Origin of the sequence: Hymenobacter sp. UYP22 (assembly GCF_040547285.1) — a bacterium.
In the GTDB taxonomy this organism is placed as follows: domain Bacteria; phylum Bacteroidota; class Bacteroidia; order Cytophagales; family Hymenobacteraceae; genus Hymenobacter.
This window is the reverse complement of record NZ_JBEPPK010000018.1, coordinates 1-15687: the sequence shown is the minus strand read 5'-3', so window position 1 is coordinate 15687 and position 15687 is coordinate 1. Positions and strand designations below refer to the sequence as shown.

Below are 15687 nucleotides of genomic sequence, written 5' to 3'. Positions count from 1 at the left end.
ACCAAGTCTGTGCGCTTCTTCCAACTGCTTGCGTTTCCCCCACTACCCTTGTCCGGCGTTAGTTTAGCGAAGCCGTAGCTCCCTCAATGTCTTTTTCCACATACTTAGAGGGACATTTCAGTAGAATCTTATCGGCCACAAAGGTGTCGTTGCGCATGGCTCCGGTAATTACCACCTGCTCCGATTTGTCGAAATCCTGGGGCTTGGGGTTGAAGTACACCACGCGCTGGGCAATGCGGTTGGTATCTACCAGCGTGAAGGCGAAGTAATTGGGGTCTACCATGGGGTTGTATTCCAGACCCATGATGTTTTGGCTACCGTCGCGGGGCAGGCGGCCCACCACGTGCACTTTGGTGAGGTTTCCATCGGCAGCCCGCTCTTTGGCTTCCTTGAAGGAGACGTACACGCTGGCATCACCAGCGGTGCTCATGATGATGCCAATGGCCACGGCAATAATGGCAATGACGAAAATGTGTGCTTTTTTCATGTTGGGGGTTACAACAGGCGGCCCAAATCCAGAGCCAAAGGTCATTCAGAACACAGAAACCCAGCGTAAAGGTGCCAGGGCGGAGGTGAAGAGGCGAAATTGTGAGTTGGGAAGTTTGCGGAGCCTACCCAGTACATCTGGCGGCCCATCCAAACCCATTTTTCACGCGCTACTCCTGCACTTCTTTCTCTAGGCGGGTAAGGCGGCGGTCCAGGGAAACCAGGAAAAACAGCAGCCCGGCCAGCACCACCGCAATAACGGCCACTACCACGTAGATTTTACCGCTCTGGCGCAGGGTGTCGGCCATTTCGGGCTGCTCGGCGGGCTGGGCTACGGCGTGCAACACGGGCAGCAACAGGGTCAGCAGTAGCAGCACGGCGGCCCGCAGATTAGGCAAGCTGTTTTTCATATAGTTTGAGTTTGAGCAGGGAAACGCGGCTAGCCAGCTGGGCCAGCCAAAAGGCCAGGAGCGTCCAGCCAATAACGGCCGGATAAAACACCAGGCGCATATTGCTGTCAAGGTCGTACTTGGCAAACGCGGGGTTGCCGCCCGCCCCGGGGTGCAGGGAGTCGGTGAGGCGGGGCAGGATGTAGAACAGGGGCATGGCCGTGGCAAAGGCGAAGATGTTGTAGATGGCCGACACCCGGGCCCGCTGCTGCTCATCGGTGAAGGAAGAGCGCAGCACCAGATACGCCCCGTAAATGAGCATAGCTATGGCCGCGCCGTTCAGCTTGGGGTCATTGGTCCACCACTCACCCCAGGTATACTTGGCCCAGATGCTGCCTGTAGCCAAGCCCACAAACCCCATCAGAATACCCGTGCGGGCTGCTTCGTGCGCTTCAATATCCAGCTCCGGCGTGGGTGTGCGCAGGTAACGCACCGAGTAGTACACCGAGGCCAGCAGGATAAAGGTCATGCCAAACCACATGGGCACGTGGAAGTACAAATTCCGGATACTCTCGTTGAGGATGGCCAGGCGCGGCACCGGCAACAGCAGGCCCGCCACCGCCACGTACAGCAGCAGCACCACACTCAGCGCTTTCCACCAATTTTTTCTCATAAGCTGTTAGCTGTTAGCTGTTGGCTATTAGCTTTTTTCAGGGTAGTACAGAAGATTTTGGAAGGAGTGCCAAGATGAAGCTAGTAGCGAGCAGCTAACAGCTGAATCAGCTTCTCCACAAAAAAGGAAACAGCAGGTACGATACCGCCCCGACAATCATGTTCAGGGCTACCAGGGTCAGTAACGCGCTTTGGCTGGCTTCGAATTCCAGGCCATCCAGCGCATTTTTGGAAACTTTGATAAGCAGCAGCAGCATGGGCACCATCAGCGGAAAGCCCAGCACGGCCATAAGCGTGCTGCTGTTGGTGGCTTTGGCGGCAATGCCCGATACCAGCGTGAGCGTGCTGGCAAAGCCCACGGCCCCCAGCACCACGTTGCCCACAAACAGCGGCACATTCTGGACCGGGTTGCCTAACACCACCGAATACAGCACAAACGCTACCAATGCCAGGCCCAGCAGCAGCAGGGCGTTGTAGACTATTTTGGCCAGAATTACGGCTTGGGGCCGCACCAGCGTGTAGTAGTACAGCATGCGGCCCCGGCTTTCCTGCAAAAAGCCCTTGGCCACGGCATTCACGGCCGAGAACAGCAGCACAATCCAGAACAGGGCGTTCCAGGCCGGAGCGGGTAGCTGCCCCCCACGCGAGGAAAAGCTGAGGTAGCACACGAATACGGTGCTGCTTACGTACAGGAGCATGCCATTCAGGGCCGCGCGCTGCCGCCATTCCAGGCGGAAGTCCTTCTGCATCAGTACCCAGATTTCGCTTAGTAGCGTCACGGCAACACGGCTGGTAAACAGGACCGCAAAGATACAACCCAACTCCCGGATTAGCCGCCCCCCGCACCGGAATAGTGCCGCCGCCCCCGCTAAAAGCAAATCAGCCGGCTTTCCTGAGTGGAAAACCGGCTGATTCAGCGGCTGTAAAGCGCCAACTTTAGAAGTCGTAGCCCAGCGTCACGTACAGTTTCGGGCCTTTGGTAGTGTACTGCTCCCGGCCCCAGGCCAAGTCACCTTTCACGTAGAAGCCCAGCATGGTAGTGCGCATGCCCACCCCGTAACCGTACAGCATGGGGTTGGTAAAATTGATAACCGAGGCACTGAAGGAGCCCTCCGTTACCGTTTTAGTATTGTTGGAGTTGTTTACGCTGAATGGATTGTTGCCTGAGTACGTGGTGCCCATATCCCCGAAAGCCGTGAGCTGCAGGTTGCGGAAGAAGCCCGACTCAATAGGCCGCCGCGACAGGTATTGCACAATGGGTAGCCGCAGCTCGGAGTTGAACAACACGTATTTCTGGCCAATGCGCTTGCTGTAGTCGTAGCCGCGCAGGTTGGTTACGAACTGCTGATAGAACATCTGCGTGGGGTCCAGCTGCGTAGGGTCGAGGGCGGGCACCTTGTCGGCCGTGATGAACTGGCTGTCGTTGTAGTCGTAGTTCAGCCAGTTATCCATGCCCCCCAGACGGAAGAAGGGCTGGGCAGTACCGCCCCCCACGTACTGCCCGAAGCTGGCCCGGTTGGCCCAAATCAGCTGCCGATGAATTTTCTGATAGTGCCGCAGATCTACGAAAATCTTGGTGAAGCTGGTATTGTGCCCTGATATGTCCGTCAGGCGCGTAACGCCGGCCTTCATGCGGGTACCCTGCAGCATGTTTACCCCGGTCACAATGGAGTTATCGAATACTAGTTCTCCCTCGCCGCCCAGGTAGTTGTTGGTTTGGTCCGTGGAGTTGGTCAGGTCGGCATACACCTTGCGGCTCACCGTTACAAAGCGGGGCCCCAGCCGCACACTCAGATTATGCGTGAGGGGGTAGGCCAGCGTGGGTGCAATTTCGTGGCGGCCGTAGCGTACCCGGCCCAGCTGCTGCACATCCACAAAATACGCCTGTTTCTGGTAGCGGATACTCCAGTCGTAGCGGTGCTTGAGGTTGGTGTACTCAGCGAAGATGTTGCTGGTACGCAAGTCGGTGAGGGCAAAGATGCCGGCCTGAATCCGGTGGTCCTCCATCATATCCGACATATTCACCTGCCCCAGCAGCCCTAAGCCCAACAGTGGGTCAGAGTAAAGCGTGGACACCACATTATCGATGCTGAAACGGGTATCGTAGCGGAAAGGGCCGCTGAGTGTGGCAGCCTCAGCGGGGGCGGCCTGGGGCAGGGCTACCACCGTGGGGGTGCGCCGCCGGGGTGTAGTGCCCGCCGCCCGTGAAGCCGGAATATCTTCGTCGAACTGATACTCATTGGTATTCACCGCGCGCGTATCCGGCCGCCGTGCGGGCGCGGGCTCGGGCTCGGTGGTTGGTGCGGGAGTAGTAGCGGGCTGCCCGCCCTGCTGCTGTGCGTTGGCTACCGTGGGGCCAGGCCGGTTGGGAGCGGCTGCCTTGGCTGGTTTTGAGCGGTCCTCCAGGGTTTCCTGCCGGGCCGTTTTGTACAGCACCAGGTCGGTTGGTAAGGAGTAGCCCGGGTACAGATATGCGTTTTCGCGGCCATCCGGGGCGGCTACCAATGCCAGCGTGGACGTGGCCGCGTTGTAGTCGTAGTCTTTGATATTAGCCAGGAAGCTGGTAACCGGCTGGTACTGCTTGGTAGCCAGGGCGAGGCGGTAGAGGCTGCGCACCCCGCTTTCCTCGCTCACAAACAGTACTTCCGCGTCGGAAATAGCGCGGGGGCGGCCTTCGTTGGAAATACTGTTGGCCAGTACCTCTACCGGCTGCGCGCGGCCATCCAGGTGGTACAGGTACAAATCGTAATTATTGACCACCGCCCCGAAGCTGCCTTTGGCCGTGCCGGCCGAGTCCAGCCAGCGGTTGGAGCTGAACACGATACCGCCCCCACCCGGCAGAAAACTGGGCTCTACGTCATCAAACACGTCATTGGTAAGCTTTTCGGGCGTGCGGCTGCCGGCCCGTAGCAGGTACAGGTCGTTTTGGCCGTTGCGCACTCCACTGAATACCAACGACTTGCCATCGGGCGAGTAGCTCAGATCCGTTACCTGGGAGAACTGCCCGAACAGGGAGTTGCTGCGCCCAAAGGTGGGCAACAAGCTTTTTAGGCGCGCCATCATATTGCTTACCCCCCCATTGGCCTCGCGTAGCTGCAGCGCCAGTTGGCCCTTGCTCTCTTCCACCACGGCCACCTGCCCGTTGCCACGCCAGGCCAGCACAGGCAAACGGGTTTCCACCTGCTGATCGGGAGTTTTATAGCCACTCCGGTGAATTTTGGTGCGGCCCTTGCCGTTTTTATCCGTCACCAATACCCGGTAGCGGCCCTGGTCATTCTGCACGAAGGCCAGGCGTTGCCCGTTAGGGCTTAGTACGGGTTGGCTGTAGAGCATGGCGCGCCGGTTGCGGCTAACCAAACTGTTCTTGTCGTCCAGCTCCTGATAGGGCGTACGGGGCTGGGCATTGAGTTGCCGGTAGTAGCCCAGCCAGTCCTTCAGGAACACCTTATAAGGTACGTTCAGCGAGGAACTGATACCCACTTCTACGTCGCGGGTGATGCGCGTGAGGTTCAGAATATTCTGGACGCTGGTGTAGCCGTAACGCTCCGCAATGTAGTTCCACATGCTTTGGCCCGCCAGCTGCGGGTTGCGCAGAAAGAACGGAGCCGTCCGGTTGCCCTCGTACTCCTTGGTCATGGTGCGCATGTAGTTGTCCATCTCCACGCTCCAGCCCTCCGCCGCGTAGGCCGAGGCCCCACTGATAAACCAATCGGGCAACTGGAGCAGGTAGCTGCTCTGAATGATTTCCTTGAGCGAGCCCCCGTACATCATATCATTGAGCAGCACCTGCGTGATGCGGTTGCTCAACTCCTGCTTGAAACGGGTTTGCTGGCCCTGGAAGGCAATCTGCACCTTGGTCATACGCAGTAAGGAGGTGGCGCCCCCAGTCTGGTATTTGTCACTGGTCAGGCCCACATTACTCTGCCGCAGGTCGCCCACGGAGTTGTACAGCATGATGGTGGTCTTGGAATACGGATAGTACCCAATGAGGCCAGTGATGCGCTGCAGCTCCTTTTCGGCGTACTCGGCGGCGTGCCGGGCGGCCGCCTCCCCACCGGCGTAGTAGTAAATGCTGAAATTCTGGGTGCTTAGCTGCTGCCACTGAAAATCCTTGTACTGCAGGCGCACCCGCCCAAAAGGCTCCTGCGCCGATTGGGCCTGGGCGGAGTAGCCGGAAAGCAGGCAGCCCAGCAGTAAAGCTGCCAGGCCGGCCGGCCCACCTGCGTGGGACCGGGAAAGAAAGGACACGTGCCTCATATACGGAAAGCTAGGAGCGGGATGCGGGTACCGAGGAGCCGGCAGCAGCCGACGCGGCTATAAACAACGAAAAATACCGGCGGATATTGATTTCGGGCCACAGCTCTACGTCATTTTCCAGCCAGTCGGCCATGAGTTGGGCCAGCCGGGGAGCCATCATTACTCCCTTTGAGCCAAACCCATTAAATATATGCACGCCCGGCGTATTCGGGTGTGTACCTACTAAGGGCTTTCGGTCGCGCACGGCGGGCCGTACGCCCGCCCGCTGCCCCGTTACCTGAAACGGCAGGCCGGTAATAGCCTGCAGCCGTTGTCCTAGTTCGGCGCGGGCTTCGGCGGTGGTTCCTTCGGCGAAGGGCGGCCAGCGGTAGGTGGCCCCTACTCGCAGCTGCCCGCTCCCCAGCGGCACCACGTAAGCACCTTTGTTGAGCACGGCCCCTTCCGGCAGCTCGGGGCACTCCACATCCAGTACCTCCCCCTGGTTTGGGGTCAGCGGAAGCCAGCTGAAGTAGGGGTTGCGCACGGCGGCGGCCCCTTCGCAGCTAATAACATGCCGGGCCTGCACCCGCTCGTCGTAGCGGAAGCCGCCCGCCGGGTCGGCAACAAGCCGGGACCAGTCAAAAGTTTCGTGTTGCAGCCATCCTTCGCGCAGGCCCAGGGCCGTGAGCCGGGTAATCAGCTCCTCGACCAGTACGTACCCTCCGCCCCGGATCAGCAGGCCGCCCATGCGCTGCTCCACTCCGGGCAATGCGGGCAGCTCCCCGGTGGCATCGGGCACAAACTCCTGCCAGGGCCGGTCGGCGCTGCGGGCCAGCACATCGTTCTGCTCCTGGGGTGATGAAAACAGTTTCACAATGGGCATTTCGCGCAGAATAGGCACCCGCAGCCGCTCTTCCTGCTCCCGGTAAAACGCCAGGGCAGCCGGCAGCAGCTCCGAGGCTCTCCAGGCCAGGGCAAAGCGTTTACCAGCCACCGGGTTCATCAGGCCCGCCGCCACCCGCGAGGCCGAGTTGGGCTGGGGCTGGTCAAGCACCAGCACCTGCCGCCCCCGGGCCCGCAGCTCGGCAGCTAAAGCGGCTCCGGCAATACCGTACCCGATCAGTAGATAATCAACGCGCATCATGAGAAGCAAGGTAGGGAATTGGCGGCACGCACGAATGCAGGAGCTACGGGCAAGCAACCCGGTAGCCTTTGCCGTTGTTGGGCCGGCGGCTCGCACCTCAGTACTCTTCCGTAACTTACCCGCTCAATTACGCGCGGTGTAAGGCCGCTTTCTTTCTGCTCCATGACGGTTTCGGGATTTACTTTCAACGCCTTTTCAGAGAATACCTACCTGCTGCACGACGGCACGGGGCAGTGCGTCATCATTGACCCGGGCTGCTATGAGCCGGCCGAGCAGCAGGCCCTGCAGGGGTTTATTGCGGAGCAGGGGCTGGAGGTAGTGCTGCTACTGAACACGCACTGCCACATCGACCACGTACTGGGTAATCAGTTTGTGCTGGATACGTACAATGTGCCGTTTCTTATTCATGAGGCCGATGCCAGCACCCTTCGCTCTGTGTCGGCGTATGCGCCCAGCTACGGGTTTGCGCGCTACAACCCAGCCGAGCCCACCGGCTTCCTGACGCCGGACAAGCCGGTACAGTTTGGTGATACAGAGCTGGAAGTTCGGTTTGCGCCGGGCCACGCCCCCGGCCATGTGGTGTTTTACCATGCGCCCACGGGCGTGGTTATTGGGGGCGACGTGCTTTTTCAGGGCAGTATCGGGCGCACCGATTTGCCCGGCGGCGACTACGCCACCCTCATCAGCAGCATCCGTAGCCAGCTGCTTACTCTCCCCGACGATACGGTGATATATCCCGGGCACGGCCCCGCTACCACTGTGGGAGCGGAGCGCCGCAGTAACCCCTTTCTGCAGTAGAAACTCAAAATATGTGGCAGGCTGAATACTAGCACGGCCTTCTGACGTTCTGATGGGCACAGCCGCCACGTATTAGCCAAGTATCCTTTCGAGCCTGTAATTCTCCAAGCCTCCAGCCCACTTGAAAAAGCACCTTCCTAACGCCGTTACCTGCCTCAACCTGTTCTCGGGCTGCTTGGCGTTGTGCAATATCTTTGCCGGCAACCTTGAAGCCGGAGCTTACTTCGTAGCGCTATCCGCCTTATTCGATTTCTTCGATGGCCTGTTGGCCCGGGCGCTGCACGTGTCCTCACCCATTGGCAAAGACCTGGACTCGCTAGCCGATGTTGTTTCCTTTGGCGTAGTACCCGGGGCATTTCTGTTTGCCTTACTGGGCCAGAGTGGCACCGACTTACCTGATTGGCTACCCTACGCCGGTTTTATCGTAACGGTGTTTTCGGCCCTGCGCCTGGCCAAGTTCAACAATGATACCAGGCAGTCCGACTCGTTTATTGGGTTGCCGACTCCTGCCTGCACGCTGGTAGTAGCCTCATTGCCGCTTATTCTGGCCAACGACCGGTTTGCCCTGAGCCCCTACATACTGAACCCGTGGGTGCTACTGGCGCTTACGCTGGTATTATCGGGCCTGCTGGTGGCCGAGTTGCCGCTGTTTGCTCTCAAGTTTAAGTCGCTGCGCTGGCAGGATAATCAAGTGCGGTTCGTGTTCCTGCTGCTGAGCGTGGGCTTGTTGCTGTGGCTGTGGGCTGCGGCCATTCCGGTCATTATTTTACTATACGTGCTGCTGTCTGTGGTAAGTCCGGCCAAGCCCTCAGTTGCGTAAGTGACAATGGGCTTAGTACGCCCAAGTTATGAAGCAGCATCGGGGGTTATTTTTTGCCGGATGGCAGCAATAATTCTGATTTTCCGCAGTTAAATGCCCGTGGCTGAACTGTGGAACGCAGCAACCTGTTGCGTCTCTAACTTCTTCTCACCCTGCTTTTTTGCGTATGCGGTATTCTACGTTTCGGTGGCTTGCTCTGCTGGTGTTGAGTGTGACCGGGCTGGCTGCCCAGGCACAGTCGGAGCAGGTAGTGCAGGCCCGTATTACCTGGGCTGGTACCGAGCCCGTAGCCATTCGCGGAAAACTGCGGCAGTTACCTTCTTTTCGGGGGGCCTCTTTCCGCAAAGATGAGCAAGTAGGCACCTATCAGTTACGCTTGGCCGGAGCCGTGTCCCAGGGCCAGCTCCGCGACGCGGTGTACGAACCCCTGACCACGGCTGAGGCCCGCCAACTAGATGCGGCGGCCCTACCAACCACCCCCGTAGTGGAGTTGATTACCGGTCTGGAAAACCGCCAGCCTGTTACCCTGCTGGCCCTGCGCCCTGCCCGCCGCAACCCCCAGACCGGACAGCCCGAGAAGCTGGTGTCCTTCAGCTACGCCTATACCCCGGGTTCCCTGCGCCCCACTGCTACTCGCACGTACACCCGCGCATCGGTTCTTAGCCAAGGCGACTGGTTTAAGATTGGTGTACCCAGTAGCGGCATCTATAAGTTGGATAAAGCTGCCCTCAGTAGTCTGGGGTTGAATATGCAGGGCCTTGACCCTAACCGTCTCCGCCTCTATGGCAATGCCATGGGTACTCTGCCCCAGGCTAACAGCACCTACCGCCCCGATGATTTGGTGGAAAATGCCGTTCAGTTTGTGGGCGACGGCAACACGAGCTTCGACGACAACGAGTATTTTCTGTTTTATGCCCGTGGCCCCCACACCTGGTCCCGGGAGGGCCAGACGGCTTCTTTCCGCCACCAGCAAAACCCCTATACCGATACCGCCTACTACTTTCTGACGGTGGGTACTGCTGCGGGCCGGCGCGTTGCGGCTGCCCCGGCTGTTTCTGGTACCGCTTCGGCTCGCATCACCACGTTTGCCGAGCGGCAGTTTTATGAGCGGGAACTTCTGAACCTGGCTAAGTCGGGCCGGGTGTGGGTGGGTGAGCAGTTTTCCTCTTCCTCCAGCTTGCAGCGCGAGGTGTCTTTTGCCGTAACGGATCTGGTACCGGGTTCTATTGCGCGCGTTACCTCTGCCGTGGTAGCAGCCTCCGTATCGGCTACCACGTTTCAAACGGCCATCAACGGCCAAAATAACACCACTCAGGTGGTGAGCGGGTTTACGTGTACTGGCGGCGGTGGCTGCTACCCCGAGGCGGCTAACACCGCGCGTACTGAGCTGAGCTACCCTATACCAGCTACCTCCCCCACCGATATCAAGATCAGCCTGACGTATAACGGTGGCACTGACCCCTCGGCGCGGGGCTACCTTGATTATCTGGAGCTGAATGCACTGCGGCAGCTGCGCATGAGCGGCAACCAACTGGAATTTCGCTCCCTGAGCAACCTTGTTCCGGGGGCCATCAGCCAGTTTGAAGTCGGCAATGCCATAGCGGGTACTACTATTTGGGATGTAACCAACCCGCGCCGACCGGCCGCTATCAGCCATTTCAACGGCACTTACCTGGCCCGCACCGATTCGGTGCGGGAATACGTGGCGTTTACTGGTAGCAACCTTCCTACTCCGCGCGGCTTTGGTCGAGTGGGCAATCAGAACCTGCACGCCCTCAACCTGGATGGGAAGCTGGAGCTGATTGTTCTTACGCACCCTGCCTTTCTGGAAGCCGCTAACAAGCTGGCCGCGCACCGCACCACTCACGATGGCCTGGTAGCTCAGGTAGTCACTACCACCCAAATCTACAATGAGTTCGGTTCGGGTGCCCAGGATGTAACGGCCATCCGCGACTTCATGAAGATGGTGTACGACCGTAACACTACCGGCCGTCGCCAGTACCTGCTGCTGTTCGGTGATGCTTCCTACGACTATAAGGCCGACCCCAGCAACGATGCTGCTAAGCTGCCCGACTGGTGGAAGGACCGGTTACCCGCTAATGCTGATAAAATCAATCAGAACTTCGTGCCGGTATATGAGTCGGTCGAAGGCTTTGACTACGTACAGGGCTACCGCCCCGGCGGCCAGGGCATTACCTACTCCTCCGACGATTATTACGGTCTTCTGGATGATAACGAGGGGGCTTGGCTCCCCAACACCAGCAACGAGTTGATGGACATAGCCATAGGACGACTCCCGGTCCGGACGGCCGCTATGGCCTTGGCTACTGCCGACAAGATTATTGGCTACGATGGCGTGGCGGGGTTTGGCAAATGGCGTAACCGTCTCTCCTTCGTGGCTGATGATGGTGACGGCAACCTGTTCACGCAGTACAGCGACCAACTGGCCAACCCGCTGGAAACTCTGCCTACCACACGGAGCTACAACGTTTACAAGCAGTACCTCGACCTGTTTCCTCAAACTACGGTAGCTGCTGGGCAACGCTCCCCAACTGCGGAAAAAGCAGTGGATGAAGCATTCGAAAAGGGCTCTTTACTGATCAACTACGTTGGGCATGGCAGCCCCCGCAGTTGGGCTGATGAGCAGATTCTGACCACTACCTCGGTGCAGCGTCTGCAAAACACGTCGATGCTGCCTTTCCTGTTCACCGGCACCTGCGACTTCAGCACCTACGACAATCCTGAATTCACTTCAGCCGGCGAAATATCCCTTACGGATATTACCGGGGGCGCCATCGGTCTGCTCACTACTACTCGGGTAGTATATGCCGATAAAAACCAGTCCTTAGCTATTGAGTTCTTCAATGAATTATTCCGACCTCAGGCTGATGGCACCATGCCCCGTATCGGTGAGGTATGTCGCGGAGCCAAAAACACGGCCGTAGCCGGCGACAACAACCGCAACTACGCTTTGCTCGGCGACCCATCCATGCGGCTGGCGTACCCCGAGCAGGAGGCTGTGGTAACCACTCTTAACGGCAAGCCTATTGCCCAGACCGACACACTGAAGGCGCTCCAGCAGGTTATCCTGCGCGGTGAAATTCAGCAAGGCAGCCGCCTTAATCCGGCTTTCAACGGTACGGCCAACGTGCAGGTATTCGAGAAGAAACTACGGCTGCCAATGTTGGGTAATGAATCCAAGCCCGATACCATATGGGTGCGCGAGAACGTGCTATACGATGGCCCTGCTACTGTGCGCAACGGCTTGTTCAATGTGCAGTTTGTAGTGCCCAAGGATATCAATTACAACGTTGGCCTGGGCAAAATCAGCCTCTACGCTTCCGATGCAGCCAACCGCACGGATGCGCACGGCCAGCAGCTACTAGGTATTGGTGATGCGGCTCCCTTGGCCTACCGTGACACCATTCCGCCCCGCATCCGGCTGTTTATGGATAATGAGCAGTTTGCCTTTGGCGGCCTCACCGGCCTCACCACTACCCTGCTGGGCGTTCTGCGAGACGAGAGTGGTATCAACACTGCTGGTACCGGCATCGGCCACGATTTAACTGCTACGCTTGACGGGGATGCCAGCAAGGTCACCATTCTGAACTCGTTCTATACCGCCAAAACCGACAGTTTTCAGGTAGGCCGGGTAGAATACAAGTTCAAGGACCTCAAGGCGGGGCCGCATGAGCTCCGCGTGAAAGCCTGGGATACCTGGAACAACTCATCAGAGCGCTCCGTGGAGTTTGTGGCGGCAGCTACTGAAAAACTGGCCTTACAGCATGTGCTAAACTACCCCAATCCCTTCGCCCGCAACACAACCTTCCACTTCGACCACAACCGCCAGGGCGAAGACTTGGATATTCAGGTGCAGATATTCACCGTAGCCGGTAAGCTCGTCCGCACGCTGCAGGCCACGGCGTTGGGCAGCGGTTCGCACGTTTCCTCTATCAGCTGGGACGGCCGCGACGAATACCAGGACCAGCTGGCGCGGGGCGTATATGTGTACCGCGTGAGCGTACGAGCCCATTCGGCTAACAGTTCCAATGCGTCTACTACCTCCAAATACGAAAAACTTGTGCTGCTGAATTAACTGCAGCTTTTCGCCTACCTTCCGCCTCCATACCTCTTTACCCCCTATGACACTGCTGAAACTGTCCTTGCGCTCTATACTGCTCCCCGGCCTGCTGGGCCTGGCGGCTACTGCCTCTCACGCTCAGAGCCGGGTCAACGCCATCACCACCGCCGTACCTATTCTTACCATCAGCCCCGATGGGCGTTCTTCTGCGCTTGGTGAAGCCGGTGTGGCCATCAGCCCCGATGCCAACGCCGGTTATTACAACCCCGGCAAGCTGGGCTTTGTGCGGTATCAGCATAGTGCGGCAGTTTCCTACACGCCTTGGCTGGCTGGTATTTCCAATGATATGGGCTTAGCTTACTTGAGCGGTACCAGCAAAATCGGGGAGCGGTCAACTCTATCGGCCAACCTGATGTATTTTGATCTGGGCCAGATTCAGTATCGCAACGCGCAGAACATCGAGGGCCCAACCTTCAACCCCAAGGAATACGCCTTGGCAATTGGGTACGGCCAGAAGCTGAGCGACAAATTCGGAGTAGGCCTTAATGCCCGTTACATCCGCTCCAACCTCACTGGCGGCACCGCCGACACCAAACCGGGCAATGCGGTAGCCGTAGACTTAGGTGCTTATTACACCACCGACTTGACTATTGGTCCCGGTGAATACAACCTGGCTTTCGGCGCGGCCGTGTCTAACATTGGTAATAAAATCACCTACACCACCGCCAACCAGCCCGACTTCTTGCCCACCAATCTGAAGCTGGGCACGGCTATTACCAAGGAGTTGGATGCGTACAACAAAATTACGCTGACCTTCGACGCCAACAAACTCCTCGTTCCTTCCCCTTACTATGACAAGAACGACCCCACCGATAACCGGCAGGCACCAGCTGTAGAAGCGGAAAACGTAAAGCGCGCTAACTACGGCATTGTCCGGGGTATCACTAGTTCCTTCGGTGACGCTCCCGGTGGGTTCAGCGAGGAACTGAAAGAAATCAACCTGTCTGCTGGTGCTGAGTACGTGTACAACGATTTGCTGATGGCCCGAGTAGGGTACTTCTACGAAAACCCCATGAAAGGCGACCGGCAATACCTCAGCTTTGGTGCTGGCGTACGGTACCAGGTTTTCGGTATCGATGGCACCTATTTGGTACCAAACTCCAAGGCCAACCCCTTGGCTCAAACATTACGCGTATCGTTGCACTTTAACTTCAACGAACTCAGCGAGGCTTTCGGCTCTTCTGATAGCCCTACCAACTAACTCTTCTCCCTTTTGATGCTCGACCGTACAGTCGCACCTCCCGTTCAGCCGCTGGCCAGTGTAACACTGCCCGCGGCTGACGTGCTTTCACTCCCTAACGGAGCCCGCTTACACATCCTTCGTAACAATGCACAGCCAGTAGTGCGGCTGCAAGTCGTTCTGCCAGCAGGTAAATCGGCGGAACCTAGCCCAGGCGTTTCCCTGCTCACTGCCCGCATGCTACTGGAAGGCACCACCACGCGCACCGCTCGTCAGATTGCCGATGAAGTAGCCTTCTACGGCGCTTCCCTGGAATGTGAGCAGGGCTTTGACCGTGCTACTCTTACGCTCTATTGCCTCACTCGCCACCTGAGCAGCCTCCTGCCACTTATCCTGGACGTACTCAAAGAACCCAGTTTTCCGGAGCAGGAATTAGCGTTACTGAAAACCCGCACTGTGCAAAACGTGCGGGTAGAACGCCAAAAAACTAGTTATCTGGCTGCTGAGCAGTTCTCACAACGTCTTTTTGGAGCATCTCATCCGTATGGCAATACGTTTGAAGAGGAAACTTTCCAACAAGTAAGCACCAGGCAACTCCGGGCCTTTCACCAGCACGCATACCAATTAGGAAAAGCTGAAATCTTCCTCTGCGGCGACGTTCTGCCCGCCGACGAGCTGGCTATTGGTCAACAACTGGGTCAGGGAGCACCTATAAGTACCTCTAACATTATAGCCCCGGTTGTTTCTTCAGCTACCTATGCTAATGCACAGTTGTACGTTCCTGTTGAAGGCAGCTTGCAGGCCTCATTAAGGATAGGCCGATTGTGGCCAGACCTCAGGCACCCGCAAAGTCACGAGTTGCAAGTATTGGTGAAGGTATTGGGAGGCTATTTCGGCTCCCGCCTCATGAAGAACATTCGTGAGGATAAAGGACTAACGTATGGGATATATGCCAGCATCGGCCCGCGTGAACATGCAACTAGCCTCGTAATTGGCTCAGACGTGAATGCCGCAAATGCTCAAGCGGCTATCCAAGAGGTCCACCATGAACTACGGCGTCTGCAGCAAGAACTCATTCCAGGAAATGAGTTGCTGACAGTCAAGAACTACATGGCAGGTAAGTTCGCCAATGAGTTAAGTACTGTGTTCGAACAGTGTGACAAGTACAAGAACTTAATTTTCTATAACCTTCCCCCAGATTATTACTCTGACTTTATAACCAGTGTACAACAAGCAGATGCATCTACTTTAAGAACCCTGGCTCAAGAGTACTTAACCCCGGAAAGCATGCTAGAAGTAGTCTCCGGACCAAACCAAGCATAGCCATAAGCAAAAGGCCCCTAGTTTTATAAAGCTAGGGGCCTTTTGCTTATGGGAAACACGCAGCTAGAATATCGACTTATGTAACGGCTACGCACTCGGTTCAGCAGTCTGAAAACGGTATAGTCAGAAGCTGTATTCGAGTATTACCAGGAAAGTAACAATACCAGCCAGACTGCTTACTGCACAACCTCGAGCCAATAAGCGACTCCCCAGTCAGGACGAGGAGCGACGCAACCCCACCGGCACACATCTGCGCCAACATTTTCATACGTCGGCAACCTAACAGTCGGCACCTAAATACCCGTCGCCGAGTCCCCGCAACAGGTAGACGAATGGCCTGGGGCAAGGCGGGTTTCTTCCAGGAAGCGTTTGGCCTGGGCCCGGGGGCCTAGGGGGAGGCCCCAAAACACAACCGCCCCGCGCATTCCGGTCACGATGGACACAAGGAACGCAGCGGGGCGGTTGGATCTGATAAGGTTGGCGGCGACCGACTCTCCC

General features: G+C 57.5%; 11 protein-coding genes. 5 read left to right on the top strand and 6 right to left on the bottom strand.

Annotated features, from left to right (window positions below; genetic code table 11):
- Positions 1 to 58: 58 nt before the first annotated feature.
- The 6 genes from ABIB60_RS20340 to ABIB60_RS20315 all read right to left on the bottom strand — a co-directional run bounded on the left by ABIB60_RS20340 (position 59) and on the right by ABIB60_RS20315 (position 6927).
- Positions 59 to 487: a cytochrome c maturation protein CcmE domain-containing protein gene (locus tag ABIB60_RS20340; protein WP_315999978.1), complete on the bottom strand. Its 429-nt coding sequence runs from the start codon at positions 485 to 487 to the stop codon at positions 59 to 61.
- Between the two features lie 169 nt (positions 488 to 656).
- A complete protein-coding gene (locus ABIB60_RS20335; protein ID WP_354582209.1) occupies positions 657 to 896 on the bottom strand; it encodes a CcmD family protein in 240 nt (79 codons plus the stop codon).
- On the bottom strand, positions 877 to 1548 hold the full coding sequence (locus ABIB60_RS20330; protein ID WP_354582208.1) for a cytochrome c biogenesis protein: 672 nt from the start codon (positions 1546 to 1548) through the stop codon (positions 877 to 879). The genes ABIB60_RS20335 and ABIB60_RS20330 overlap by 20 nt, the downstream gene beginning before the upstream one ends.
- A 106-nt stretch (positions 1549 to 1654) precedes the next feature.
- Positions 1655 to 2296, bottom strand: a complete 642-nt coding sequence (locus tag ABIB60_RS20325; protein ID WP_354582294.1) for a heme exporter protein CcmB — start codon at positions 2294 to 2296, stop codon at positions 1655 to 1657.
- Positions 2297 to 2483: 187 nt separating this feature from the next.
- The gene (locus ABIB60_RS20320; protein ID WP_354582207.1) at positions 2484 to 5795 is read right to left on the bottom strand and encodes a hypothetical protein; all 3312 of its coding nucleotides are present in this window, start codon (positions 5793 to 5795) and stop codon (positions 2484 to 2486) included.
- A gap of 19 nt (positions 5796 to 5814) precedes the next feature.
- Positions 5815 to 6927, bottom strand: coding sequence for an NAD(P)/FAD-dependent oxidoreductase (locus tag ABIB60_RS20315; protein ID WP_354582206.1), 1113 nt, complete (start codon positions 6925 to 6927; stop codon positions 5815 to 5817).
- A 162-nt stretch (positions 6928 to 7089) separates the two neighbouring features.
- On the opposite strand from ABIB60_RS20315, the gene ABIB60_RS20310 reads away from it, so the two are divergent.
- From ABIB60_RS20310 to ABIB60_RS20290, 5 genes are all read left to right on the top strand, one after another.
- Positions 7090 to 7725 carry an MBL fold metallo-hydrolase gene (locus ABIB60_RS20310; protein WP_354582205.1) on the top strand — a complete coding sequence of 212 codons (636 nt, stop codon included), beginning with the start codon at positions 7090 to 7092 and terminating at the stop codon, positions 7723 to 7725.
- Between the two features lie 121 nt (positions 7726 to 7846).
- Positions 7847 to 8545 carry a CDP-diacylglycerol--serine O-phosphatidyltransferase gene (gene pssA, locus ABIB60_RS20305; protein WP_354582204.1) on the top strand — a complete coding sequence of 233 codons (699 nt, stop codon included), beginning with the start codon at positions 7847 to 7849 and terminating at the stop codon, positions 8543 to 8545.
- Between the two features lie 166 nt (positions 8546 to 8711).
- Positions 8712 to 12641, top strand: a complete 3930-nt coding sequence (gene porU, locus ABIB60_RS20300; protein ID WP_354582203.1) for a type IX secretion system sortase PorU — start codon at positions 8712 to 8714, stop codon at positions 12639 to 12641.
- Between the two features lie 46 nt (positions 12642 to 12687).
- Positions 12688 to 13887, top strand: a complete 1200-nt coding sequence (porV, locus tag ABIB60_RS20295) for a type IX secretion system outer membrane channel protein PorV (protein ID WP_354582202.1) — start codon at positions 12688 to 12690, stop codon at positions 13885 to 13887.
- Between the two features lie 15 nt (positions 13888 to 13902).
- Positions 13903 to 15189, top strand: a complete 1287-nt coding sequence (locus tag ABIB60_RS20290) for a M16 family metallopeptidase (RefSeq protein ID WP_354582293.1) — start codon at positions 13903 to 13905, stop codon at positions 15187 to 15189.
- Positions 15190 to 15687: the final 498 nt, after the last annotated feature.